Genomic DNA, 22,518 nt, shown 5'->3' on the forward strand with positions numbered 1-22,518 from the left:
GTTAACCCTTTTGCTTAAACATGTTGAGCATACGATCTGTCACCATGAAGCCTGCAACGATGTTGATGCTTGCGAGAGTAACAGCAATAAAACCAAGAACACTTGCAACAGTTGGAGACAAGTGATTTGTACCAGCACTAACAATTGCACCGACGATAACGATGCCAGAGATCGCGTTGGTGCCGCTCATCAAAGGTGTGTGCAAGGTTGGCGGTACTTTGTTTATCAACTCGACGCCAACGAATAAGGCCAAGATGAATATGGTGAAGCTAAGAACGAGCATTTCCATTTATGCATTCTCCTCTTGGTTTAATTGAGCAGGTTCAAAATAAATACTAGTGCCACGAGTCACCTGAGTTGCCGTGACAATTTCATCTTCTTGATTAGGAACAAGGCGACCACCTTCGGTCATGTTCTTAATGAAGTTGATAATGTTTCGATTCAATAGCTGCGATGCATGCACAGGCACACGTGAAGGGTGGTTTACGTGTCCGACTAAGGTGATGCCGTCTAACTCGATTTTTTCGTTTAAGACTGTGCCCTCTGCATTACCGCCTCGCGCTGCCGCAAGGTCAACAATTACGGAGCCGCGCTTCATGCGCTGCATCATTTGTCGCGTGATGAGCTTGGGTGCTGGTTTGCCAGGTACCGCTGCAGTTGTGATGACAAGGTCCGCTCGAGCAACACAATCACCTAGCTGCGAACGCTGAGCTTCGTAGAACGCTTCGGTTTTTGCTGTGGCATATCCATTGTTATCGGAGCTTTTCTCTGAGTCTGATTCTTCAACTTTGATCTCAATAAACTCAGCGCCAAGACTTTCGACTTGTTCTTTCACTTCTGGGCGTAAGTCGTATGCTTCAACGACAGCACCTAAACGACGTGCCGTTGCGATTGCCATCAAGCCAGCAACACCTGCTCCGATCACTAAAACACGTGCAGGGTGAATGGTGCCCGCAGCCGTCATTAGCATCGGGAAGTAACGAGGCAAAGACATCGCTCCGCGCAATACTGAGCGATAACCACTGATGCCAGCCATTGCGCTCAATACGTCCATAGATTGAGCACGCGTTGAGCGTGGCACAAGGTCAAGGGCGAACGAGTCGATAGAGCGTGCTGCAAGATTTTGAATAAGTGGAACGTTATCCCACGGCTCCATAATGCTGATCAATGTCGACTCAGGACGAAGAAGCTTTGCTTCTTCTTCTGTAGGTGCGAGAACCTTCACGACAATATTTGCTTGTCGATACAGTGACTCTGCATCATCAGCGATAATTGCACCGCTACTGCGGTACTCTTCATCGGTAAAGTGTGCGCCGTCGCCAGCACCTTGTTCAACGATAACTTCGTAACCGGCCTCAAGCAGTTCTGGCACGCCAGCAGGAATAATCGCAACGCGATTTTCTTGTGCTTGAGATTCTTTTGGAATTCCGATCAACATAAGGTTGACTCCATATGAGGGTTTGATTCTAAAAAGCTTGGCACTGTGCTTACTGAATCTGATAAGCCCAGTGTTGAATGTGTAAATGCTCTAACATTTGCTAAGAGTTGAGCATCGTTTTTCAATGAGTGTCCGTAACTTGGAATTAGCGATTGAAGCGTGACTAAGTGACTGCCTTGAGTCAGTTCAGGCATACAACGTTCAATGACATCAAGCATTGCTGATACACAGGTCGACGCACCTGGGGAGGCACCCATAAGTGCCGCCAAAGAGCGATCTTTGGTTGCTAATACTTCTGTTCCAAATTCCAAAGAGCCTTTTCCTTGTACTCCTGTTTTAATGATTTGCACGCGCTGACCCGCACGGCGTAACTGCCATTCGCTATGATCAGCTTGTGGTAAGAACCCATTTAAGTGAGTAAGTCTTGCGTCACGTGAACTGAGTGCTTCTTTTACTAAGTACTGCGTAAGAGACCAGTTGTTACGAGCAACGTGTAAAAGGTTGGCAATATTGTCTAAACGTACGCTACGAATAAGATCTAGGATGTTGCCTTGTTTTAAAAATTTCGTCGTAAAGCCTGCAAACGGTCCGAACAGTAGTGCAGGCTTACCATCAATGTAACGTGTATCTAAATGAGGTACAGACATAGGTGGTGCACCTACCTCCGCTTGGCTATATACCTTCGCGTTGTGAGACAACGCAAGCTCTTCGTTCTGGCATGCTAACCAAATACCTGAGACTGGGAAGCCTCCATAACCTTTAGCTTCCTTGACGCCAGATTTTTGCAGTAAAGATAAGCTAGCGCCGCCAGCACCAATGAATACAAAACCTGAATTAAATACCGTACGTTCACCAGACTTTACGTTCTGAACTGTGACATGCCAGCGATCACCTTGTTTATCTAGGTTTACGACGCGGGAACTTACCCTTACATCGACATTTTCTAGCGAGGATAAGTGTACCGCCGACATACGCGTAAGCGCGCCGAAGTTAACATCAGAGCCGTGCTGGACTCGCGTCGCGGCCATCGATTCGTTGCTTGAGCGACCAGCAGTAATCAGCGGCAGCCATTGATTTAGCTCAGAAGGATCATTGGAATATTCCATTCCGTCGAATAGCGCGTTCTTTGATAATGAACGATGGCGTTCAGCAAGAAATCTGGAGGCTTGCTCGCCTTTGACCCAGCTCAAATGTGGTACTTGCTTTATGAAGTCTTCGGAGCGAGCGAAAACACCTTTTTGGGTCAGTGAACTCCAAAATTGTAGAGAGGTTTCAAATTGCTCATTAATAGCGAGTGCTCGATCAGGAGCTACGCTTCCATCGTTACTTTGCGGTGTATAATTGAGTTCGCAATATCCAGCATGCCCAGTCCCTGCATTGTTCCATGCATCTGAACTTTCGTTACCGAATCGTTCCGCTTGTTCGATAAGTGTCATAGAGCGAGTGTTGTCTAGCTCCGAGACTAATGTTGCGAGCGTTGCACTCATGATGCCGCCGCCTATCATTAATATGTCTGTTTGAATCACGATGTATGCCTCTACTACAAGGTATGGTTGCGCGCATCGTAATGGCGGTTTTAGAGATGAACTATTCGATAAAACCTGACCAAGCGATCGATATCATCGAATTAATTGGATTGATTGTGTGATGTAGTTCCGAGTTTTTGGTTAAGTTTTTGATTTATATAAAATTTTATTTCTTATATAGGGAAAATTATTCTCTTTATAAGAAAAGCCGATGTTATCATTATGGCTATCACTTTTTCTTATGGTTTGTATAAATGCCTTATGTGGTGGGGTTTTTCAGGTGGTCTCAAACTCGTTTTCGACGATAAAACAAGAGAGGTAGCGTTTTAGTTTTGCAAGAAATTACAATGAGGGTAGTTATTATTACTTCGAAATTTCTTGTGCTTCAGAGTGGTTATTCGATTCGTTAGAGAATTGGCCAACAAGTTCATGCAGTTGAGATGCTAATGACGCAATGTCGTTCCCAATCTCTTGGATTTGATGGGATGCCTTCGTTGACTCAGAGGTAATTTGCGCTGTTTGGTCGACATTCTCTTTGATGTCGTTGGCTAAGTTTGTATTGATGTTGGTATTGTATTTGATTTCTCGGTTAATTCCGGCGATGTAATCACTCGATTCTACAACTTGATCAAGTGATTTGCCGGCGAGTTGGGATGACTCAGTGCTGCGTTCGCTGCTTTCTTTACTAGCACGCATGACGGCAACTGCGTTCTCTGTTCCGACTTTTAGATTGTTAACCGTCGTCGTAATGGCTGCTGTTTCATGTTGAATTTTGTGGGACAGACTGCGGACTTCGTCTGCGACCACAGCGAACCCTCTGCCATTTTCGCCGGCTCGAGCAGCCTCAATTGCTGCGTTAAGTGCGAGTAGATTGGTCTGCTCGGAGATCGAATCAATCACCGCGAGTAGGCTTGCTACCTCATTTGTGTCGTTTTCTACACCTGCGAGAGCTTCTGCTGCGTTTGTAATCTCTTGCTCGACATCTTGAATTGATTTGACCGCCCGCTGCGTCGCTGCTTTGCCTTTTTCAGAATTAGACTTAGCCTCGTTGGCAGCATCTGACGCTAGATTTGCGCGTTCGGCGTTACTAGTAATACTATCCAGAATTTGGCTGATCGCAGCCTGAATATTCTCAATCTGTTGACGTTGTTGTATGGCTTGTTGGTTTCCTGTTCGCGATAAGTCAGTCAATTGATTTGCTTGGCTGCTTAGGGATCGAGATGTTTCTTCAGTGCGTTCAACAAGTGTTGCAAGCTTTTCAACGAAAACATTAAAGCTTTTAGCAAAACCGGATATTTCATTGTCGCCGTCTTCATTCAGACGACTAGATAAGGTCGCATCGCCATGCGCAATGTCATGCATTTTATCGCCCATATTTTCTAATGGCTTGAATAATAAATTAGCGCTAAACCAAATAAGTATGGCGGCAAGCGCTGCGACAATGATGGTAAGTAACAAAAGGCTTACGCTTAAGTCCTGTGCAAGCGCAGATGCTGCTGAGAAGGCTTCGTTTTTATCAATTTCGCTAATGATGGCCCAATTGAAACCCTCAACATTGATTGGAGCATAGGCGGACAACACTTCTCGACCATCTTGTTGAGTGATGCTAGCAAAGCCCGATTTGCCCGAAAGAGCATTCTGTGTCGCAGTAGTGTCAATAGTGTGTAAGCCGATTCCGGAACCGAGAGATTTAATCTGATCAATCGTGTCGCTATCTATGCTGCTTGCTTGGAGGTGCTCGAAGTAGCGCTCAGGGTTTTCGTCGTTGTGACGCATTGTGTTGCGTAGCTTTGAGTCAGAACCTACTAGATAGGCTTCGCCGGTTTCACCAAACCCTACTTCTTTCCATGCATGATCATTTGTCATGATTTGGTCGATTTTGTCGATAGGGAATTGAACAACGATAACGCCACGTACGCGTTTGAACTTAATGATAGGCGTGGCAATGAACGCGGCTTGCGCTTCGAATAAGGGGGTATAAGCGCTAAAGTCCTCGAATACTAATTGACCTTGTTCGGCATTAAGCGCACCGTTGAACGCGCGTCCTAATCCTGAGCTCGCGAACGGTCCATTTATGATATTCGTGCCTAGCTCAAAGCCTTTTTTTAATGAGTAGTTTATTCGGCCGTCTGGGCCAATGAGGTAGACGTCACCAAAACCTAGCTTTGTAGAATATTCTAGAAATGTATTGTGATAGCCACTGTGTGCGGCACTATATGAGGAGAACTCGCTGCTAGGGCTCTCCATTTTTTGCTTCTCACCGATAGGGTTAGGGTTCGCGGTGATGTAATGGTATTGCAGTATCCATTGGTTTTTCGTGAAGTCTTTGAAATAGGTGTCTGCATCAATCGGTGACTGGCCTAAACGTTCAGTATATGGGGTGAAAAAGTGTTCAGTGAAATAATCTCGTACTTCAGACTTTTCAGCGTCTAAAATACCACTAGATTGCTCAAAGAATGGAAAGGTCGAATCAAAATGAAAGCTAGCAGCACTTGCACTTTGGTCTTTCGACATAAGCTCAAACTGCTGAATGAGCCCCCTTAAGTAATCTTCAATATGTGACTTTTTAAGCATCAGCGTCGACTCAAGCCGGCTTTCGGTTAATTCTTGAATGACTTGATTTGATTTGCTGATTGCTAAATAGATAGAAATGAAGCCAACTAAAATTAAGCTCGCAACTAATAGTGCAAGTGTCCCACTGATTTGTTTGGTTTTTATCTTCATATCCGTATCGCTAGCGACTAGGTTTTCTCGCCATGCTCCCAAGAGATTGTCTGGTGCAGGTTAGTCGATAAGTGCAGGATTTAAAGTGCGATTCTTTGTGCTGCTTTCCTATATTGATCAGGTGTTTGATTATTCCAGCGTTTAAAAGCTCGGCGAAAATTTGAGCTGTCGTGATAGTTCAAAAGGGTAGCGATAGCCTCTACAGACATTCTGGAATTGCGTAAATAGTCTTGTGCCTGTTGACATAAAATATCGTCACGTAGCTTTCTGAAGCCCGAATTTTCTCGCTCAAGATAACGGGCCAATGTTCGCTTACTGACGAACATAGCGGCTGCGGCATCGTCTTCTGATAAGGTTCCTGGAGGGTGTGAAAGCATTAATTTTTGAAGTTTGTATGTGTAAGAGCGCTCATCAGAATTGATGGTAGAGAGCATCTGTTCGCACTGCTTGAAAGCAAGTTGATAGTTTTCATGATTCGCAGAAACGTTATGCTCTCTGCAAGCTTCAATTGGGATTTTTACGATGGTATGAGTTTGAGAAAATAGTATTTCTCCGGGAATGCAATCGCTATAGCGTGCGTTGTAGTTTGGTTTCGGATGAATGAAGCTTGTAATCGCTGAATTAAGCGGGTGCCCCAGCAAGTGTTCTGCGCAATCAAAAAATGTAATGGCCGACGCCTCGGTAATGCATCTTAAAATTTCTGGCTTGAGATCTAGTTCGACGTGATAGTAAACGGATAACCAGTCGCCTTCAGCGCGAAGATCTAAGCTCACAAAACTCATTCTTGTTGGGGAGAACGTTTGAAACCCTTGTAGGGCAGTCATCAAGTTTGGACTGCTATTTACAAGAAAACCCATCGCTCCATGGGCTGCTGGGGTCAGCATTTTTCCAATCGCTAATCCGAAGGCTTCGTCTCCAGAAATTGAAAATGCATTTTCAAGCAAAGTGATTTGTTGGTCTGCCGTGATAAGCGTACTTTCATCTAAAAACTCATCGACGCTTAAGTTGGTGTGCGCCAGCAATTTAGGGAGATCTTGAACCAAGAGTCCTAATGCACGGGCTATCAGTCTTGAATAGTTCGAGGGGATGGTTGCGGCTTCGTTCATCGTTATCGCGATCTCATGTCACTGTGGTGGTGGATAACGCCAATAGTGGTCGTCTTTCTTATAGTGTCTTTAAATGACCCTGCGATGTCAATAAATGACTCTCGAATGGCAATAAATGACCTCCCTTGTATGTGTTTGACACTCTAATCTTTGCCTCACTTAATCAGAATCGCACGTGAAAATAATAAGAGGTAAAGCATGAGCACGATAACCCTGATCGAACACGATGGGACAGAGCATTCTCTAAGTTATGAGAATGGGCAGTCTGTAATGGAAGTGGCGACCGAAAATATGGTGCCGGGTATTGATGCGGATTGTGGTGGGGAATGCGCGTGCGGCACGTGCCACGTGTTTATAGACCCACAATGGCGTGATCAATTGGGTGAAATCAATTTAGAAGAAGCTCAAATGCTAGATATGGCGCCAGAGAAACGAGAAGAATCACGACTTGCATGTCAGGTTCGACTTAGCGCTGATGACAACGGGATGGTCGTCAAACTTCCTGAATTCCAGATGTAATGTCACATAGTGCAACGAAGGTAAAAGACCAATGAAACTTTTAGAGCCTGTGATTGAAAAGAGTACCGCGCTTGTTCCTATGCATCTGCAAATTAAGGGAGCGCATGCCTTTCAAAAATTCAAAAAGCGTTTGGGTTTAGCGCGCGCTATTCCGACATTTACTGAAACCCCAATTCCTCCTGTTGCTGATCTTTCATTGGGTGAAATTGATGTCAGCAATCCTTTTTTGTTTCGACAGGGGCGGTGGTTGGAGTATTTTCAACGTCTACGAGATGAGAGTCCGGTGCACTATCAAGCGAACAGTCCATTTGGACCTTTTTGGTCGGTGACACGTTTCGAAGACATTATGTATGTTGATAAGCATCATGAGCTTTTTTCTGCCGAACCTATTATATCGATAGGCCCGCAACCTGAAGGTATCGAAATTCAAACCTTTATTGCGATGGATCCCCCTAAACATGATGTTCAACGACAAGCTGTTCAAGGCGTTGTTGCTCCTCAGAATTTAAAGGAAATGGAGTCCTTAATTCGTCAGCGAACCTGTGATGTGCTTGATAACTTGCCGGTAGATGAGCCTTTTGATTGGGTGGACTGCGTATCAATAGAGTTAACAAGTCGCATGTTGGCAACTTTATTGGATTTCCCCTACGAAGAACGTCGTAAATTGGCTTTCTGGTCTGACGTGGCTGCAGCATCCCCCGAAACCACCGGTGGGACCGGGTATACCGCTCAAGCCTTCGAAGTTGCTGGTGCCATGGCAAAGGGCTTCTCGGAGTTATGGCGCGAAAAAGAGGCGCGCTTGAAGTCAGGTCAGGCTCCGGGATTTGATTTAATCAGTTTGCTGCTAACCAATGACAACACGAAAGACATGATTGATCGACCTATGGAGTTTTTAGGGAACATGGCTTTATTGATTGTCGGTGGGAACGACACAACGCGTAATTCCATGACTGGCGGTGTGTTTGCGTTGAATCAGTTCCCTGATGAGTTCGCAAAACTAAAAGCTGATCCAAGTTTGATACCTAATATGGTTAGTGAAATCATTCGGTGGCAGACGCCTTTAGCTTATATGCGCAGGGTCGCGACGCAAGATGTTGAGTTACATGGTCAAACGATTAAAAAAGGCGACAAAGTCGTGATGTGGTATGCGTCGGGGAATCGGGACGAGCGTGCGATTGAGAATCCAGATGCATTCATCATCGACCGTAAAAATGCACGCAAACATTTGTCTTTTGGATTCGGCGTGCATCGTTGCATGGGGAATCGACTGGCTGAAATGCAACTTAAGATCCTGTGGGAAGAGTTGCTATCACGCTTTGATGATATAGAAGTGTTATCAGAGCCCGAATATGTCCAATCGAATTTCGTGAAAGGCTATACCTCTATGCAGGTTAAACTGACCGCTAAGCAAGGCTAAGCATTTACTGCCCGCAATAGAGTTCTTCAATCGAGGATGATTCAAACCCGTTTTGGTCATCCATCCAAGCTGTCATGTCTTTGAAAACGCGCGCTGCTTGTAGGTCGCGACTTAGCATATGGTAGCCATTGGTATAAAGTTTAAGCTGATGGTTAACTTGGCTTTCCATTCGTTTGAGCATTTCGCAAGTAGGTGTTTTGGGAATGACTTCGTCCTTGAGCCCGTATAGTACGAGGGCGGGCGTTTGTATTGCTGACGCGTTCTCAAGCGCTAAGTCCATCAAGTTAGTTAATCCATAAATAGCATCAATTCTCGTCTCTTTGATAACGAGAGGGTCTTGGCTCATCGCGATCAGCGCTTCAACATTATCGGTGGCAACCACACCAAGACTTTCCCCTGTAGGTTTCCAGCCAGGGAATGTATGTACGGCGACAAACAGCGCAAAACGCTGATACCAGGGTTGAGTGCTCCGTGCCCAGACTGCAGGGGCTAGTAAGATAATTCCATCTATATGCGAGGTCTTGTCGTTATTTTGAGTGAGTGCAGAAATAATGACGGCGCCGCCCATACTTTCACCAACAAGATAAAGTTCTGCATTTGGATATTGCAGTTTTAGTGACTTGCTCATTGTCATTAAGTCAGACTGTAGCTTTCCTTTTTGCGGCCAGATACCGGTTTGTTCTGTCGCACCGAATCCTCTTTGGTCATAGGCCATGCAAAGGGTTTTTGTAGAGTGCTTATCAGTCATGAATTCGCAGAGCCCACTGAAGGCATTTGAGTAATCATTAAAACCGTGTAGTGCGAGGATAATACGCTCAGGTTCTTCTGCAGCTGGCCAGCTTTTAAAAGGAAGTTTGTACCCGTCTTGCGCAATGAAATGCGTTTCATCAAAGGTGGGAGTTTGTATGCGGGTTTGGGCTAGTTCATTAGACGCTTGTGTGCTTGGTGTGATGCAGGACGCCAATGGTATTAAGGCGAAAATAGTCAGGAGACACCTAAGTTGTATCGACATTTATTAATATTCCATATGTCTTTTATCTACGCGTGACTCTAGCGACCGTGGACGCTTTACGATGGAAACTCTATCACCGTTGCCTTTTGATTGTCGCCTTGATGAGTCTCTTGTTTTAGTGGCAAATTTGAAGCGCTTTGCTCACTTTCAAGTAAGGCTTCAAATTGAGGGATTTGATTTACCAAGCGTTGCACGTTTTCGGCGGCAAGCATATGTCTATAAGCGAGATCTAGCTCAATATCTTGCAGATCTTCATGAATTTGGTGGTGACTCAATCTCAGACCAGTTTCGGAATTACGGATGCCAGCATCAACTTGTGCTTGAAAGCGCTTAAGCTTTGCAACAATGTCATTCAGTATTGCTTGGGAGGCACTTCCAGTCTGACGCTTTTGAATTTGCAGTTGTGTGTTGCTGGTAAGTATTGAGCGAATCAGGTTCATTCCGAATTTGTCGGATGTTTGACGTTTGACTGAAGGTGCTTGTTTCTTAACTGGGAGGTCTACGGCAAATGCAATGTTGTTCCCGAGTTGCGCATGCTTATTGCGCTCAGCTTTACTGTTTGACCAGTAGACGTCTTGTTTGCATTGCGGGCAAAAGAACTTGTCAGCTTTGTCTGTATGCTCAAGACCGTCTATAGATCGAGGGCAATCGTTTTGCCAACTGAGTGAACGACAGTCGATGATTGTGTGTGATGTTTTTGGGTCAAGATGTTCGCGACGAACGAAAAAACCTTTCGCCTTTGAATCTAATCCGCGTAAACCGATCGCTTCATCATGGCTGATGCATAGCGATGCAGCGCTTTTGCGTTGCAACTTAACTTGATGAATAACAGATGCCAATTTGGGGTGAATCACCGGCGCTGATTTATCGTTTGATTGGTCGTTACTGCTCATAAACTACTCACTCATTTTTCTGCACTTTAACGAGCGATGTAACAGTTTGTAAAGTTGGTAAGGCCTGAAATGTCTACCGAGATAGCATTTAGAGCGCAAAAGACGCTAGATTTTAATGAATATTACGTTTCGGAAGATAAGCTTGAGTAAGTTAAGAATATGCAGGCAAAAAAAGGCCGGTTGTGCAATGCACAGCCGGCAATAAGTGCGAGTAGTATCCATGAAAGTCTTTCTATCGCTGACGCATGAATAACATCAGCAACCCAATACTGGTACAGATTTTTGGTTATGCAAATAAAAAGATGAAATTATTTTACGTTCAGTATTTCTGATGCTCTAAGTGCTTGTTTTTGCGTCAAACGTTGGCAGAATTACGTTGAAGAATTTTTATAAATAATAAAAAAATAGGTGTATCTGTGGCCGTCATCGAACCAATATCCAACCCGCGCTGTGCTCAAATTAGTCAGTTTGCTGAAGACCCCGTTCAAGGTGTCGAGAAGAACTTACATTTGGTTTCTCAAGTAAAACCCAATGTACAAGATCTAGTAAGTCATGATGTATTGATTCAAGTGAGAGCTGCCGCGCTTGGCTGGGTCGATCTACTCATGACAAGCGGACAGTATCAGCATATGCCGCCTTTGCCATATACCCCAGGCTTAGAATATAGCGGGGTGATTGAATGGGCTGGTGAAGAGGCGAAAGCAGAGGGTTTGTCTATTGGTGATCGCGTATTTGTAGATGGGTTTGTGACCGGACCAAGATCTCCGGGCAAGTATCAGCAATATGGAGGGTTCGCTAACTACGCGGTTGCACCTGCTGAAGCTGTTAGAGCAATTCCTGAGGGTTTCAGCTTTGAACAAGCGTGTAACCTTTTAGGAAGTTATGAGACTGCTTATCACTGCCTCGTAAAATGTGGCGAATTAAAGCCTGGTGAGACCGTTCTCATTCATGGCGCCTCAGGCGCAACTGGTTTAGCTGCGGTGCATATGGCCAAGTTGTTAGGCGCTAAGGTCATTGCAACTGGGCGCAGTGATGAAAAATTGGCAGTGGTTAAAGAGCAGGGTGCAGATTGGGTTATTAATACTTCATCATCTGATCCTGATTTCGGTGTGAGTCGCTTCAGAGATGCAGTGAAAGCACTTACCAATGGTGCCGGGGTCGACGTGGTTTACGATGGCGTAGGTGGGGATATATCGCTTGAGAGTATGCGTTGCGTAAAGTTCGGAGCGCGGTTTCTTATTGTTGGTTGGGCATCAACGCCGTTTGTCGCAAAAGGAAAAGGCCAACGTGGAGCGCCTAATGCGAATATGCTCCCCACTAACTTAATTATGATGAAAGGGCTCAAAGTCTTGGGCTGTCCTACTGTCATATCCGCGCAGCAAGATCCATCTATTCGACAAGAACGCTTATCACAGATTATGTCATGGGTACGAAATGGTGATATTCAGCCGTTTGTTTCAAGTATTTATGGCTTGGAAAATGTTAAACAAGCAATGACGGATAAATGGACTGGTAAAATTATTGGCGGCGCAGTGCTTAAGCCAGAATAAATTGATAGTGAGAGTAAGTGCACGAAAGTGTAATGAGTGTCTGAATGTGTGAGAGCGTTAATTCAGAATTTAGAGGAAAGTGCGGGGCGCTGAGTTGAAAGTGGTTTGAGAGAGCCACAATGAAACTGTGGCTCTGCATTCTCAGAGACTATGAAAGGATGTTTACGCTAGGCTTAGCGGCTTTTCACCCTGTGATGTTAGAAATACGTCGATTGGGTCTTCGAAAGTATCGTGAGCATCACCTTCAAATTTGCTTTCCCATAATAGGTAGCTTAGAAGAAGCTCTTCACCTTTCATTTCATTTTGAACTTGAGTTGTTTTAACTGTTTCAGTGTTGTTAGAAGCTACGATAGTAAGCATGTTCAATCTCCGAGAAAAATAGTGTTGTTTTTGCAATGGTGTGTTTAAAGCAAAAACCATGTACAGAGTTGAAAATAGCTATTAAAAACAATTGTTTATATTTAATTATTTTAGCTGATTATCAAGTTTCAGATTGCGGTGTCAAAAGTTTGGCGCATGTTTCTGGCAACCTGTGACCTAAGTGTATATGAGGTTTTTGTTGAGCTCGGTAGTGTTCACAATTGTTCTAATTGCTGTGCGAATTTTCATCGCATTGTTTCGTTGCTGAACAATTCACGAGGTGAAGTCATTCGCAAGCTTGGTGAGTTTCATTACTTCTGTAAATTGCTTCTCTTGAATAGTCTGTGCTTTTGTCGCGTTGTCATACGTTTGTACCGCTGAGTCTTGGATTGTGTGAACGTTCTGATTAATTTCTTCATATACCATGCTTTGTTGTTCTGTTGCCGAGGCAGATTGAATCATTGCCGCAAGGGTTTCTTCAGTCAGATTTGTGATTTCTGCTAACGCTTCTTTGGCCTCTGTGGATTGACGAGTAGTGGTGTTTGAGCTTTCAAGGGTTTGATTCATTAGATCGACAGTGACATCGACGCCTTCTTGTATCGCCGCAATAGCTGCTTGAATTTGCTCTGTTGTGGTTGCTGTGCTGCTCGCTAAATTCCGCACTTTATCTTCTACGACGGCAAAGCCACGACCTTGTTCGCCTGCATGGGCGGCTTCTATGGCCGCGTTTAATGCCAGTAGATTGGTTTGTTCAGCAATGCCATGAATCGATTGAACCAGTGTTGAAATTTCTTGGCTGGTATTACTGATACTTTTGATTTGTTCTGAGGTTGTTGAGAGCTTCGAAGCCAGTTCTCCGACTACTTGTTGCGTTGCGTTGCATTGACTTGGCTTGAGCCTTGCGCGACGTTATTTTGAACCGATTGCATTAGGCTGCTCACGTTTTGGGTGTTCTGTGAGACCTCTGTTATAGATGTCGACATCTCATTGATAGCGGTGGCAAGTTGCTCAAGTTCTTGTTTCTGACGTGCTGTTTGCTGCTCTGTATCACTCGCCATATTCGCAGATAATCGCGCACCATCTTCTACGTTTTTGGTGCTGTCCACCACTCGCCAAAGGGCGGTTTCTAACTTATTGCGCATAAATATTTTACTAAGCTCAAGACTGCCTAGTTCATCCAAACGGCCCGTATAAATATACTGCGCGAGTGTGTCGGAATAGGTTGTTGCTGATTCTTTCGCTGCTTGTCGTATGTTGAGTGTGATGAAAAAATTAAAAAGTGTCATCACTCCAAGAAAAGCGATTGTGGAAGCGGCTCCGATTAAAAAATGTGTGATGGCCAAAAAAATGGCAATAGGAAGTAGTAGGGTCGTGGTCGCTGCATTCAATTCATAGGCGATTGGCCAATGTTTAGGGTGCTATAGATGGTAGGGCTGTTTACCTTCATTAATTAGCTTGTAAGCATGCGTAGCGCGACTGATTTGATCACGACTTGGCTTGAATCGAACGCTTTGCAGGTGAGCTTCACCGTCAGTTTCATCCGCATTAGCCATCACGAAAGCATCGACCCAATAGTGATCCCCGTTTTTACAACGGTTTTTAATGATGTCCATCCACGATTTTTGATCCGCCATTGCGTCCGAAAGCGATTGAAACGCGGCTTGTGGCATATCTGGATGACGAACAATGTTGCGTGCTTGCCCAAGCGCTTCTTCTTCGGTAAACCCTGATATTTCAACGAAGTCTTTATTGACGTATGTGATCACGCCTTTAGACGTGGTTGTTGAAACAATGCGAGCGTGCTGGTCATATTCAAGCTCGTTTTGAGTAACGGGTTCGTTAATGCGCATGGGGATTTCCTAATTAGTAAACTGCCCAAAGAGCTTAGTAAGCGCAGGCATAGCTTGCTGAGCTTTTCGAATATGCTGGATCTAAATCAATTAACTTGAAGGGAGCTATCATGGAAACGGATCATCACATCAACTAAGGTTTGGAATCTAATCTAAGCAATGACGCGTATTTAACGCTGGGTTTAATCAAAGGAATCTTTTATGTATAGAGCGTATGCAGCAGAGACCGCAGGCGGAAAGTTGGTTGAAGTAGGGAGAGAACTTCAACCTTTAGGTGCGAATGATGTTGAAATTGACGTGATGTATTGCGGTATTTGCCATAGTGACGTGAGCATGCTCGACAACAGCTGGGGGATGTCTGTGTACCCTATCGTAGCAGGGCACGAAGTCATTGGCCGTGTTGCAAGCGTTGGCGCGGAAGTTGACGATACCTTAGTTGGTAAAAATGTAGGGCTTGGTTGGCATTCTGACTATTGTGGTCATTGTAAAAGCTGCCGAAGTGCAGATGAGAATTTATGTGCAGAAGCTCAAGGCACGATCGTCAACAGAGATGGCGGATTTGGTGACAAAGTCGTTGCGAGCGCGGCGAGTGTTGTAGAAATTCCTGAGGGCATGGACCTGCCTAAGGTAGGGCCTTTGTTATGTGGTGGTATTACCGTTTATAACCCTCTAGTTCAGTTTGATGTTAAACCGACTGACAAGGTTGGCGTCATCGGCATAGGGGGCTTAGGGCACATAGGTCTGAAGTTTTTAAACGCGTGGGGGTGCGAAGTTACCGCTTTCACAAGTTCTGACAGCAAAAGAGAAGAAGCCTTAGCTTTGGGGGCGCATGCAACGATTAATTCTAGTTCTGCGGCAGACCTTGCTCGGGCGGTGGGCCAGTTTGATTTTATTATTTCTACCGTCAACGTGAAGTTAGACTGGAACGCTTACATTGCCTGTTTAGCTCCAAAAGGCCGACTTCATTTTGTGGGAGCGACAACAGAGCCTCTCGATCTAGCTGTCTTTCCACTGCTAATGGGACAAAAGTCTGTGTCGGCTTCGCCAGTAGGGAGTCCTGCAACGATTGATCAGATGCTAGCGTTTGCGGTAAGGCATGACATCGAACCACAGGTTGAGATGTTCCCGATGTCTGATATCAATGCGGCCATTCAACATTTGAGAGATGGCAAAGCGCGGTATCGCGTTGTGCTTGATAATACTTGAGGTTTTACGCTGTAAATAAAAAGGGCGTGAAGTGAATACTTTACGCCCTTTTTTGTATCTATTAACTGTCTAGTCGTTAGCGGCAACGGTAAAGAACAAAAGTTTGACGGCCGTCTTCAATTTCTGAGATGGGAGTAATGGTGTTCGCCTTTTTTGAGTAGGCGGCATTTCGAGCTAGTGTTGAAAGCTCTTGCGCCATTGTATCTTCGTCACGATCAATGCCAGCAATACTGGATAGTACTTTTACCTCGGTTTCGCCAATGCGCTTACATTCTGCCGTGTCGTGGCTAATGATCACCTTCTGACTGCCGGGCACCGTATCAACAAATGAACATCCGACAAGCGTGATCGATAATATAAAAGCAGGCGCAATGCTTGTAAGAATACGTTTAGGTGTGAACTGCATGAAGAATACCCATGAATTTGTTGTTAGAAGCCGGTTGATATTAACAGGTCTTTGTCGATAATACCTCGCACAAACTTCATTCTCTGATTTCGAACGAAAGGCGCTGTAATGGCATTAAAATACGAAATTGTTCCGGTTACGCCATTTGAGCAGAACTGCAGTCTTGTTTGGTGTGATGTGACGATGTCTGCTGCGGTTGTAGATCCAGGCGGGGACTTACCTAAAATTCAGGCACGTATTGATGCGCTTGGTCTTAAACTAGATAAGATTATTTTGACGCACGCGCATATCGATCATGCTGGTGCGGTAGGGGAATTGAGTACATCTCAAAACCTTCCCATTGAGGGGCCGCACAAAGAAGACCAATTCTGGATTGATATGCTGCCTCAGCAATCTCAGATGTTTGGCTTTGCGCCAGCTCAATCCTTTACTCCAAATCGGTGGTTAGAGCAGGGTGATACTGTCGAGATCGGACAGGAAATTCTAGAAGTCTTGCACTGCCCAGGCCACACGCCGGGTCACGTTGTTTTTTATCATCGTCCGAGCGAATTGTTGTTCGTCGGAGATGTTCTCTTTCAAGGCTCTATCGGTCGAACTGATTTCCCGAAGGGAGATTACGACACTTTATGTAAGTCTATCCGCGGCAAGCTCTGGCCTTTGGGTGATCAGATTTCTTTTGTTCCTGGTCATGGCCCTATGTCTACGATTGGACAAGAAATTAAAACAAACCCTTTTGTTGGTGGTTACGGTTAGTCGATAAGCTAACGAAAGAATTTTTAACCACCCATATTATTTACTGAACGACTGGAAATTTTAATGACTCAAACTGTACGTACCCGTATTGCTCCATCTCCAACAGGCGACCCGCATGTCGGCACTGCTTATATCGCACTGTTTAACATGTGCTTCGCGAAGCAACATAACGGCAAGTTTATTTTACGTATCGAAGATACGGATCAGGCGCGTTCCACGCCAGAGTCAGAAAAGCAGATTCTTGATGCTTTACGTTGGTTAGGTCTCGATTGGGATGAAGGGCCTGATGTTGGCGGTCCTCATGGACCATATCGCCAAAGCGAGAGAAAAAATGATTACGGCGCGTATGCGAAACAACTGGTTGAAGAAGGTAAGGCTTTCTACTGCTTCAGAACACCTGAAGAGTTAGATGTTATTCGTGAGGAACGAAAAGCAGCTGGTTTGAATCCCGGTATTAAAGGTGATTTGGAATTGCCAGCAGATGAAGTCGAGAAGCGTTTAGCTGCAGGCGAGCCTCATGTTATTCGTATGAAGGTGCCAGAAGAAGGTACATGTGTCATTGATGATATGTTGCGCGGCACGATCGAGATTGATTGGGCGCAAGTAGATGCTCAAATCCTGTTAAAAAGTGATGGAATGCCAACCTACCACTTAGCCAATGTTGTTGATGATCATTTAATGGAAATCACTCACGTGATTCGTGGCGAAGAGTGGATTAATTCTGCGCCAAAGCATCAGCTTCTATATGAGTACTTTGGTTGGGATATGCCAACCCTATGTCACATGCCTTTGTTGCGTAACCCCGACAAGAGTAAATTGAGTAAGCGTAAGAACCCTACCAGTATCACCTATTATGAACGGGCTGGTTTCATGTCTGAGGCTTTAACAAATTACCTTGGCCGTATGGGTTATTCATTGCCCGACGAAACCGAAAAATTCTCGCTTGATGAAATGATCGCAACATTCGATATCAAGCGCGTTTCACTAGGTGGACCAATTTTCGATGTTGAAAAACTTAGTTGGTTAAATGGTCTGTGGATTCGAGAAAATCTTTCAGCCGAAGACTTTGCCGCGCGTGCTCAGCAATGGGCATTTAACTCAGATTATGTGAAGCCAATGCTTGAGCATGTTCAAGGTCGAGTAGAAACTTTTGCTGATATTGCGCCACTTGCTGGATTTATGTTCTCAGGAATGCTGAATATTTCTAAAGACGACTTTGCGCATAAAAAATTAGAAGAAGGGCAGGTGAAGCGTGTGCTCCAGTTTGCTTTGTGGACGCTTGAGGCGCAGCGTCATTGGAACAAAGACAATATATTTGGTGATGTAAAAAGCTTGGCAAAAGCAATGGAAATAAAGATGGGTGATTTCATGCAGCCATTATTCGTGGCAATTGCTGGAACGCCTAATTCGTGGTCTGTGGTTGAGTCGATGGCCATGCTTGGACCGGATATGACGCGAGCGCGATTGCGTCATGCCTTGAATGTTTTGGACGGGTTCTCCAAGAAAGAAGGTAAGCGTGTTGAGAAAGAGTTTGCTGCACTGCAAAACGTCCTAGCAGGCTAATTTTAAAGCGTTATTTTTGAGAAATTGATCAATGATTGTGCGATCAAAAATAATCTCGAAAAAGTTCAAAAAAGCGCTTGACTCACCAAGGGGGCTTCTTTAACATTCGCCCCCGTTGTGAGGCACTCATCGCAGATGGGGCCATAGCTCAGCTGGGAGAGCGCAACGCTGGCAGCGTTGAGGTCGACGGTTCGATCCCGTCTGGCTCCACCAAACATCTAGGCAGTTTGGTGAGATGAAGGAAAAGAGTTCACAACAACGGCAATAAATTGCGAGTTGTCAAAAAGGTTTATGTCCCGTTCGTCTAGAGGCCTAGGACACCGCCCTTTCACGGCGGTAACAGGGGTTCGACTCCCCTACGGGATGCCAATTCTGCATTAGCAGATCAAAACCGCTTCAGGAAACTGAAGCGGTTTTTTTTTGCCTAAAATATTTAGGCGTAAAAAAAGGGAGTCATGACTCCCTTTTTAACTGATTGTATTTGAATCTTTGGTGTTATTGGCTTTCTGGTACATTAATAGTGAGGTCGAAGCCACCGCCTGGGCGGGGAATTAATTCGACTGGACCACCGTCTTGAACCGCTTCAGGGATATTAATTTGATCAATTCCTGGCAGGTTGCCAATAGAGAACGTTAGCTTATCGCCCTGTCGGCTAAGTGCTAAGTCATCACCAATGTATGAGAAGTCGAAGTCACCTTCAGGTGGACGATATCGTTCATCACCAAGAATATCGGCAACCGGCTGAGTGTTGATCTCCTCATAGGTGGGAATGTCAACTTCAATCTCAGGGATAAATACAGCATCAACCGAAGAGTTTCTCAGGGTTTCCTCATCAAGAGCAACGGCGTTAATCAAGCCTGTTTGAGATTCTTCCTGCTCGATCAGTAACTCAGAGTCGGTGTCTTCACCTTCATATGGCGCAATTGTGACACTTGAAATTGTTCTCTGTTGGCTCAGATTACTTTGTTTTTTCGGGGTGATAATAATCGTAGAGTCTTCAATGTACGTATCGGTTAATTCTGAGCTCGTTAGTGACTTAACTTCAGCCTGAACGCTTGAGCTAATTGCGAAGACGCTTCCTGCGACTGTAATGAACGCGCTTTTTCCTAAAGAGCGAAGAGATAGACGATCAATCATAAAGTCTTTACTTCTATGTGAATGCCCCATGAGTATTTACCCAAGTCTCGTTTATTGCAAGTTGACGCGCTATTTATATGCTTCTTTTATTAGGTGTTTATGCTGTAATTAGATGCAGTTAAAAAAATTGGAGAATGACAATAAAAAAGCTATTTAGGCGTTGGCTTGAACGTCGTACGCAAAGGCGCTCCGAGTACCTTCTTACCCAAAAGAATATTTATATATTTCCGAGTAAGCAGGGTTTTTTCTTTCTGTTGATGTTGCTAGTGATGCTAATCACAGCGATCAACTATCAGAGCAGCCTTATTTATTTGTTCGTTTTCATGTTGGGTGGCGTGTTTGCAGTCTCGATTTGGCTTTGTTTTTTTAATATGCAAGGTTTGACTTTGCGACTCAGCGAAATGTTACCGGTTGAGGCTGGAGAAAAGGTCACAGTAAATGTCGTTGCAGATACGGCGGGTAAGCAGCGTTCTGGGTTTTATGCTGCATTTGAAGTAGGGCCAGAATCGATATGGCATATGGAGCAGAGTTTCGATGTAAAGGTTCAGACTCAGTCATTTGAACGAGGCGTGCACTCGTTATCAGGTATTCGTCTTCAAACATACTTTCCTTTCGGTTTAGTTCGAGCATGGACATGGATGTGGTTTGACGAAGCTGTGTACGTTTATCCTAGACCCTTACCGTCACCCGAAAATACAAGCCTAGAGCGCAATGCGGTTTCAGGATCGGGGCAGATCTCGGGGCAAGAGCTCGATAATGTTAAGGCTTATGATAAGGGCGATAATGTTCGAAGAATTCTCTGGAAGCATTTTGCTAAGCGTGATGAGCTAATAGTTCGCTCGCCAGAGCTTCTTAGCGCGGATCCTGTCCATCTTGAGTATGACTCATATATGCGCTTTGGTAAGGAGTTGGCGCTGAGTTATTTGTGTTTCGATGTTTTTGAGTTACATGAAAGTCGTCTTCCGTTTTCGTTATCCTTGCCAAATGTAAGTGTTGGCGAAGAGCAGGGCGAGCTGCATTTGCGACGCTGTTTGAGGGCTTTGGCGGAGTGTGCTTAATGGCCGAAGTGCAAGTATCCCAAACTGAGGTTCTTGAATTAAACGGCATTCGGCACGGAGTTGTTGGTGTCATGCTGCTTCAGGCCGTGTCATTTTTATCGATCGCGCCAATATGGCTCTTCTCGTGCATCGCCCTGTTTATCGCTTTAGTTGCATTACCAGGTCTGGTTGGTAAGCGCTTGTTAAATGTGATTGTTCTCAGTGCGTCATTCATTGTTTTCTTCCTTGACTATCGACTGGATTATTCCGTTGAAATGGCAGCTGTGTTTCTCTTGTTAGTCGGTTGTATGAAGTCACTAGAGTTGCGTTCTCAGCGGGATGTGCTCATTTTCGTTTATGTGATGTTATATTTAAGCGCAGTATCGATGCTGTTTGAGCAAGGTATCATGCATGTGGTGCTGCAGTTTTGCTCACTTCTCTTTTGTTTGGCGCTGCTCATGCGTATTAACGATAGTGTGATAGGAAGCGTGCGCTCTCAAATTGGACGAGTGTTGAAGATTGTTTCTTTGGCGTTTCCGTTGGCAATTTGTCTTTTCATGTTTTTTCCTAGAATTGCGCCACTGTGGTCGATGCCAATTAAAACAAGTTCTGCACAAACCGGGCTCAGCGAGACACTTCGTCCTGGTGCTATTGCCGATCTCACTCAGTCCGCGGAAACGGCATTTCGTGCCACATTCTTTGGTTTGCAGCCAGAGCGAGAAACCTTGTATTGGCGAGCGCTTGTTTTAGATCGATTCGATGGTGATGCTTGGTCGCGTGATCGTGAAGCGCTTTTGGTGGAGCGAGGGCGTGCTGGCATTGCTTCAGTTCAGGCACAAAAGATATATCAGCCGCAATCTGTGAGTACGCCATATTATGATGTGATCCTGGAGCCGCATAACAACCGATGGGCTCTCGCATTGGCAGGTTCAGAATCTGCATCAGGAAACGTATTTTCTATAGGGATGGGGATCAGCGAATTTAACTACTCTCTTAACTCTCCAACACCATACCGAATGAAAATAGATGGGGTGGCAAGTTCCTACGAGGGTACGGCAATTGCTTCTTTGCCTGATGTATCACGTAAGGTATCTAGTTCATTTCAGGATGTGCAGTTGCCGGCTAATGGAAACCCACGCGCTCGTGACTTAGTGACTCGCTTTTTATCCGATGGTACCACCGAAATCGAACTGATATCTAAAATACTGGATTTTTATGCTTCTGAGGGTTTTGCATACACGCTTAAGCCGCCATTACTTGAGCAAGATACAGTCGATGGTTTTCTATTCGATACAAAGCTTGGTTTTTGCGAGCACTATGCAAGTAGCATGGCTTTTTTGCTGCGTGAGGCGGGTATTCCTTCAAGGATTGTTTTGGGATACCAAGGCGGAGAATTTAACGAGAGTGCAGGGCACTGGACGATTCGCCAATATGATGCGCATTCTTGGGTTGAAGCCTATGTTCAAGGGCATGGTTGGTTGCGTATTGATCCGACAGCCTATGTGGCGCCAGATCGCTTGTCTTTCGGGCTTGCGGCAGCAGTACAGGCGGAAGGAACTTTTCTTCAGGATAACTATTTAGCTTCAATCGGTTATCGAGTGGGTGCGTTACGCTGGCTGATTGAGCAGGGTGATGCAATCAATTATCGTTGGCAGCGTTTTGTCTTAGGGTATGGAGAGGCTGATCAAAAAAAACTGCTTCAAAGTATGTTGGGTGAGTTTAGCTGGCGACATTTAGTGTATTTGCTTATTGGTATTCTCTCTGTGTTATCCGCCGCAACGATGCTTTATTTATATCTTGGACGATATTCGAGAAGTTTAACTCGCGTTGAACGTCGCTATTTGCGTTGTTTGTTAGTGTTGCGAGTTTTTCGCGTCGAGCGTTTGCGCGGTGAAACGCCGATCAATTTTTATAAGCGTGTGAGTGATGCTTTGCCGACATATATAAAAAAATATCTTGCCATTCGTACTCGCGAGCTGCACAAAAAACTATACAATGCGGATCTGTCTTTAGAGTAGTGA

At 44.9% G+C, this 22,518-nt stretch carries 21 protein-coding genes and 2 tRNA genes; 10 read left to right on the forward strand and 13 right to left on the reverse strand.

Translation table 11 applies throughout. From position 1 onward, the window contains the following. Position 1 precedes the first annotated feature (1 nt). The 5 genes from A3762_RS14635 to A3762_RS14655 form a co-directional block, all read right to left on the reverse strand. On the reverse strand, positions 2 to 289 hold the full coding sequence (locus A3762_RS14635) for an NAD(P) transhydrogenase subunit alpha (protein ID WP_068474346.1): 288 nt from the start codon (positions 287 to 289) through the stop codon (positions 2 to 4). Further along, positions 290 to 1,438 (reverse strand): Re/Si-specific NAD(P)(+) transhydrogenase subunit alpha, encoded by a 1,149-nt coding sequence (locus A3762_RS14640; RefSeq protein WP_068756279.1) that lies wholly within the window; start codon positions 1,436 to 1,438, stop codon positions 290 to 292. It lies immediately after the preceding gene. Beyond that, positions 1,432 to 2,964, reverse strand: coding sequence for a malate dehydrogenase (quinone) (gene mqo, locus A3762_RS14645; RefSeq protein ID WP_255375050.1), 1,533 nt, complete (start codon positions 2,962 to 2,964; stop codon positions 1,432 to 1,434). The genes A3762_RS14640 and mqo overlap by 7 nt, the downstream gene beginning before the upstream one ends. Positions 2,965 to 3,327: 363 nt before the next feature. Next, positions 3,328 to 5,688 (reverse strand): methyl-accepting chemotaxis protein, encoded by a 2,361-nt coding sequence (locus A3762_RS14650; RefSeq protein WP_068756281.1) that lies wholly within the window; start codon positions 5,686 to 5,688, stop codon positions 3,328 to 3,330. A gap of 80 nt (positions 5,689 to 5,768) precedes the next feature. Beyond that, entirely contained in the window at positions 5,769 to 6,794 is a 1,026-nt protein-coding gene (locus A3762_RS14655; protein ID WP_068756282.1) for an AraC family transcriptional regulator, read from the reverse strand. A gap of 198 nt (positions 6,795 to 6,992) precedes the next feature. Between A3762_RS14655 and A3762_RS14660 the strand changes: the two genes are divergently transcribed. Next, positions 6,993 to 7,313, forward strand: a complete 321-nt coding sequence (locus A3762_RS14660) for a 2Fe-2S iron-sulfur cluster-binding protein (RefSeq protein ID WP_068756284.1) — start codon at positions 6,993 to 6,995, stop codon at positions 7,311 to 7,313. A 31-nt stretch (positions 7,314 to 7,344) separates the two neighbouring features. Further along, on the forward strand, positions 7,345 to 8,730 hold the full coding sequence (locus A3762_RS14665; protein WP_068756286.1) for a cytochrome P450: 1,386 nt from the start codon (positions 7,345 to 7,347) through the stop codon (positions 8,728 to 8,730). A gap of 4 nt (positions 8,731 to 8,734) precedes the next feature. On the opposite strand, the gene A3762_RS14670 is transcribed toward A3762_RS14665, so the two are convergent. Both A3762_RS14670 and A3762_RS14675 read right to left on the reverse strand, forming a co-directional pair. Continuing rightward, positions 8,735 to 9,694 carry an alpha/beta fold hydrolase gene (locus tag A3762_RS14670; protein WP_197469278.1) on the reverse strand — a complete coding sequence of 320 codons (960 nt, stop codon included), beginning with the start codon at positions 9,692 to 9,694 and terminating at the stop codon, positions 8,735 to 8,737. Positions 9,695 to 9,798: 104 nt separating this feature from the next. Continuing rightward, the gene (locus A3762_RS14675) at positions 9,799 to 10,635 is read right to left on the reverse strand and encodes a hypothetical protein (protein ID WP_068756290.1); all 837 of its coding nucleotides are present in this window, start codon (positions 10,633 to 10,635) and stop codon (positions 9,799 to 9,801) included. A gap of 416 nt (positions 10,636 to 11,051) precedes the next feature. Here A3762_RS14675 and A3762_RS14680 point away from each other — a divergent pair, with 416 nt between their 5' ends. After that, positions 11,052 to 12,185 (forward strand): NADPH:quinone oxidoreductase family protein, encoded by a 1,134-nt coding sequence (locus tag A3762_RS14680; protein ID WP_068756291.1) that lies wholly within the window; start codon positions 11,052 to 11,054, stop codon positions 12,183 to 12,185. A gap of 162 nt (positions 12,186 to 12,347) precedes the next feature. Here A3762_RS14680 and A3762_RS14685 read toward each other — a convergent pair whose 3' ends face one another. From A3762_RS14685 to A3762_RS14700, 4 genes are all read right to left on the reverse strand, one after another. Further along, positions 12,348 to 12,545, reverse strand: a complete 198-nt coding sequence (locus tag A3762_RS14685) for a hypothetical protein (protein WP_068756293.1) — start codon at positions 12,543 to 12,545, stop codon at positions 12,348 to 12,350. A 273-nt stretch (positions 12,546 to 12,818) separates the two neighbouring features. Then, positions 12,819 to 13,397 carry a methyl-accepting chemotaxis protein gene (locus tag A3762_RS14690; RefSeq protein WP_082869158.1) on the reverse strand — a complete coding sequence of 193 codons (579 nt, stop codon included), beginning with the start codon at positions 13,395 to 13,397 and terminating at the stop codon, positions 12,819 to 12,821. Positions 13,398 to 13,405: 8 nt separating this feature from the next. Continuing rightward, positions 13,406 to 13,831: a methyl-accepting chemotaxis protein gene (locus tag A3762_RS14695; protein ID WP_068476660.1), complete on the reverse strand. Its 426-nt coding sequence runs from the start codon at positions 13,829 to 13,831 to the stop codon at positions 13,406 to 13,408. Between the two features lie 132 nt (positions 13,832 to 13,963). Then, positions 13,964 to 14,395, reverse strand: a complete 432-nt coding sequence (locus tag A3762_RS14700; RefSeq protein ID WP_068476662.1) for a PAS domain-containing protein — start codon at positions 14,393 to 14,395, stop codon at positions 13,964 to 13,966. Between the two features lie 201 nt (positions 14,396 to 14,596). On the opposite strand from A3762_RS14700, the gene A3762_RS14705 reads away from it, so the two are divergent. After that, on the forward strand, positions 14,597 to 15,601 hold the full coding sequence (locus A3762_RS14705) for an NAD(P)-dependent alcohol dehydrogenase (protein ID WP_068476664.1): 1,005 nt from the start codon (positions 14,597 to 14,599) through the stop codon (positions 15,599 to 15,601). A gap of 76 nt (positions 15,602 to 15,677) precedes the next feature. Here the strand turns inward: A3762_RS14705 and A3762_RS14710 are convergent, their stop codons facing one another. Continuing rightward, the gene (locus A3762_RS14710) at positions 15,678 to 16,007 is read right to left on the reverse strand and encodes a DUF4156 domain-containing protein (protein ID WP_068763552.1); all 330 of its coding nucleotides are present in this window, start codon (positions 16,005 to 16,007) and stop codon (positions 15,678 to 15,680) included. A gap of 108 nt (positions 16,008 to 16,115) precedes the next feature. Between A3762_RS14710 and A3762_RS14715 the strand changes: the two genes are divergently transcribed. The 4 genes from A3762_RS14715 (at position 16,116) to A3762_RS14730 (ending at position 18,692) form a co-directional block, all read left to right on the forward strand. Beyond that, the gene (locus A3762_RS14715) at positions 16,116 to 16,760 is read left to right on the forward strand and encodes an MBL fold metallo-hydrolase (RefSeq protein ID WP_068473790.1); all 645 of its coding nucleotides are present in this window, start codon (positions 16,116 to 16,118) and stop codon (positions 16,758 to 16,760) included. 63 nt (positions 16,761 to 16,823) lie between these two features. Then, positions 16,824 to 18,323, forward strand: coding sequence for a glutamate--tRNA ligase (gene gltX / locus A3762_RS14720; protein WP_068473793.1), 1,500 nt, complete (start codon positions 16,824 to 16,826; stop codon positions 18,321 to 18,323). Between the two features lie 137 nt (positions 18,324 to 18,460). Next, positions 18,461 to 18,536 (forward strand) — tRNA-Ala (locus A3762_RS14725). Between the two features lie 80 nt (positions 18,537 to 18,616). Continuing rightward, positions 18,617 to 18,692 (forward strand) — tRNA-Glu (locus A3762_RS14730). Between the two features lie 126 nt (positions 18,693 to 18,818). Here the strand turns inward: A3762_RS14730 and A3762_RS14735 are convergent. Further along, complete coding sequence (locus A3762_RS14735) at positions 18,819 to 19,490, reverse strand: hypothetical protein (protein WP_156493480.1); 672 nt, start codon at positions 19,488 to 19,490, stop codon at positions 18,819 to 18,821. Between the two features lie 104 nt (positions 19,491 to 19,594). On the opposite strand from A3762_RS14735, the gene A3762_RS14740 reads away from it, so the two are divergent. Continuing rightward, entirely contained in the window at positions 19,595 to 20,518 is a 924-nt protein-coding gene (locus tag A3762_RS14740) for a DUF58 domain-containing protein (RefSeq protein ID WP_082869159.1), read from the forward strand. Beyond that, a complete protein-coding gene (locus A3762_RS14745; RefSeq protein WP_068476668.1) occupies positions 20,518 to 22,515 on the forward strand; it encodes a DUF3488 and transglutaminase-like domain-containing protein in 1,998 nt (665 codons plus the stop codon). Before A3762_RS14740 ends, A3762_RS14745 begins: the two co-directional genes overlap by 1 nt. The last annotated feature ends 3 nt before the right edge of the window (positions 22,516 to 22,518 follow it).

This window comes from Oleiphilus sp. HI0125, assembly GCF_001635355.1.

Bases quoted from the DNA above. Each gene is read 5' to 3' on its own strand.
- A3762_RS14635 (WP_068474346.1), bottom strand. From the start codon at position 289: ATGGAAATGCTCGTTCTTAGCTTCACCATATTCATCTTGGCCTTATTC.
- A3762_RS14640 (WP_068756279.1), bottom strand. From the start codon at position 1,438: ATGTTGATCGGAATTCCAAAAGAATCTCAAGCACAAGAAAATCGCGTT.
- A3762_RS14650 (WP_068756281.1), bottom strand. From the start codon at position 5,688: ATGAAGATAAAAACCAAACAAATCAGTGGGACACTTGCACTATTAGTT.
- A3762_RS14655 (WP_068756282.1), bottom strand. From the start codon at position 6,794: ATGAACGAAGCCGCAACCATCCCCTCGAACTATTCAAGACTGATAGCC.
- A3762_RS14660 (WP_068756284.1), top strand. From the start codon at position 6,993: ATGAGCACGATAACCCTGATCGAACACGATGGGACAGAGCATTCTCTA.
- A3762_RS14665 (WP_068756286.1), top strand. From the start codon at position 7,345: ATGAAACTTTTAGAGCCTGTGATTGAAAAGAGTACCGCGCTTGTTCCT.
- A3762_RS14675 (WP_068756290.1), bottom strand. From the start codon at position 10,635: ATGAGCAGTAACGACCAATCAAACGATAAATCAGCGCCGGTGATTCAC.
- A3762_RS14685 (WP_068756293.1), bottom strand. From the start codon at position 12,545: ATGCTTACTATCGTAGCTTCTAACAACACTGAAACAGTTAAAACAACT.
- A3762_RS14695 (WP_068476660.1), bottom strand. From the start codon at position 13,831: ATGACACTTTTTAATTTTTTCATCACACTCAACATACGACAAGCAGCG.
- A3762_RS14700 (WP_068476662.1), bottom strand. From the start codon at position 14,395: ATGCGCATTAACGAACCCGTTACTCAAAACGAGCTTGAATATGACCAG.
- A3762_RS14705 (WP_068476664.1), top strand. From the start codon at position 14,597: ATGTATAGAGCGTATGCAGCAGAGACCGCAGGCGGAAAGTTGGTTGAA.
- A3762_RS14710 (WP_068763552.1), bottom strand. From the start codon at position 16,007: ATGCAGTTCACACCTAAACGTATTCTTACAAGCATTGCGCCTGCTTTT.
- A3762_RS14715 (WP_068473790.1), top strand. From the start codon at position 16,116: ATGGCATTAAAATACGAAATTGTTCCGGTTACGCCATTTGAGCAGAAC.
- gltX (WP_068473793.1), top strand. From the start codon at position 16,824: ATGACTCAAACTGTACGTACCCGTATTGCTCCATCTCCAACAGGCGAC.
- A3762_RS14735 (WP_156493480.1), bottom strand. From the start codon at position 19,490: ATGGGGCATTCACATAGAAGTAAAGACTTTATGATTGATCGTCTATCT.
- A3762_RS14740 (WP_082869159.1), top strand. From the start codon at position 19,595: ATGACAATAAAAAAGCTATTTAGGCGTTGGCTTGAACGTCGTACGCAA.
- A3762_RS14745 (WP_068476668.1), top strand. From the start codon at position 20,518: ATGGCCGAAGTGCAAGTATCCCAAACTGAGGTTCTTGAATTAAACGGC.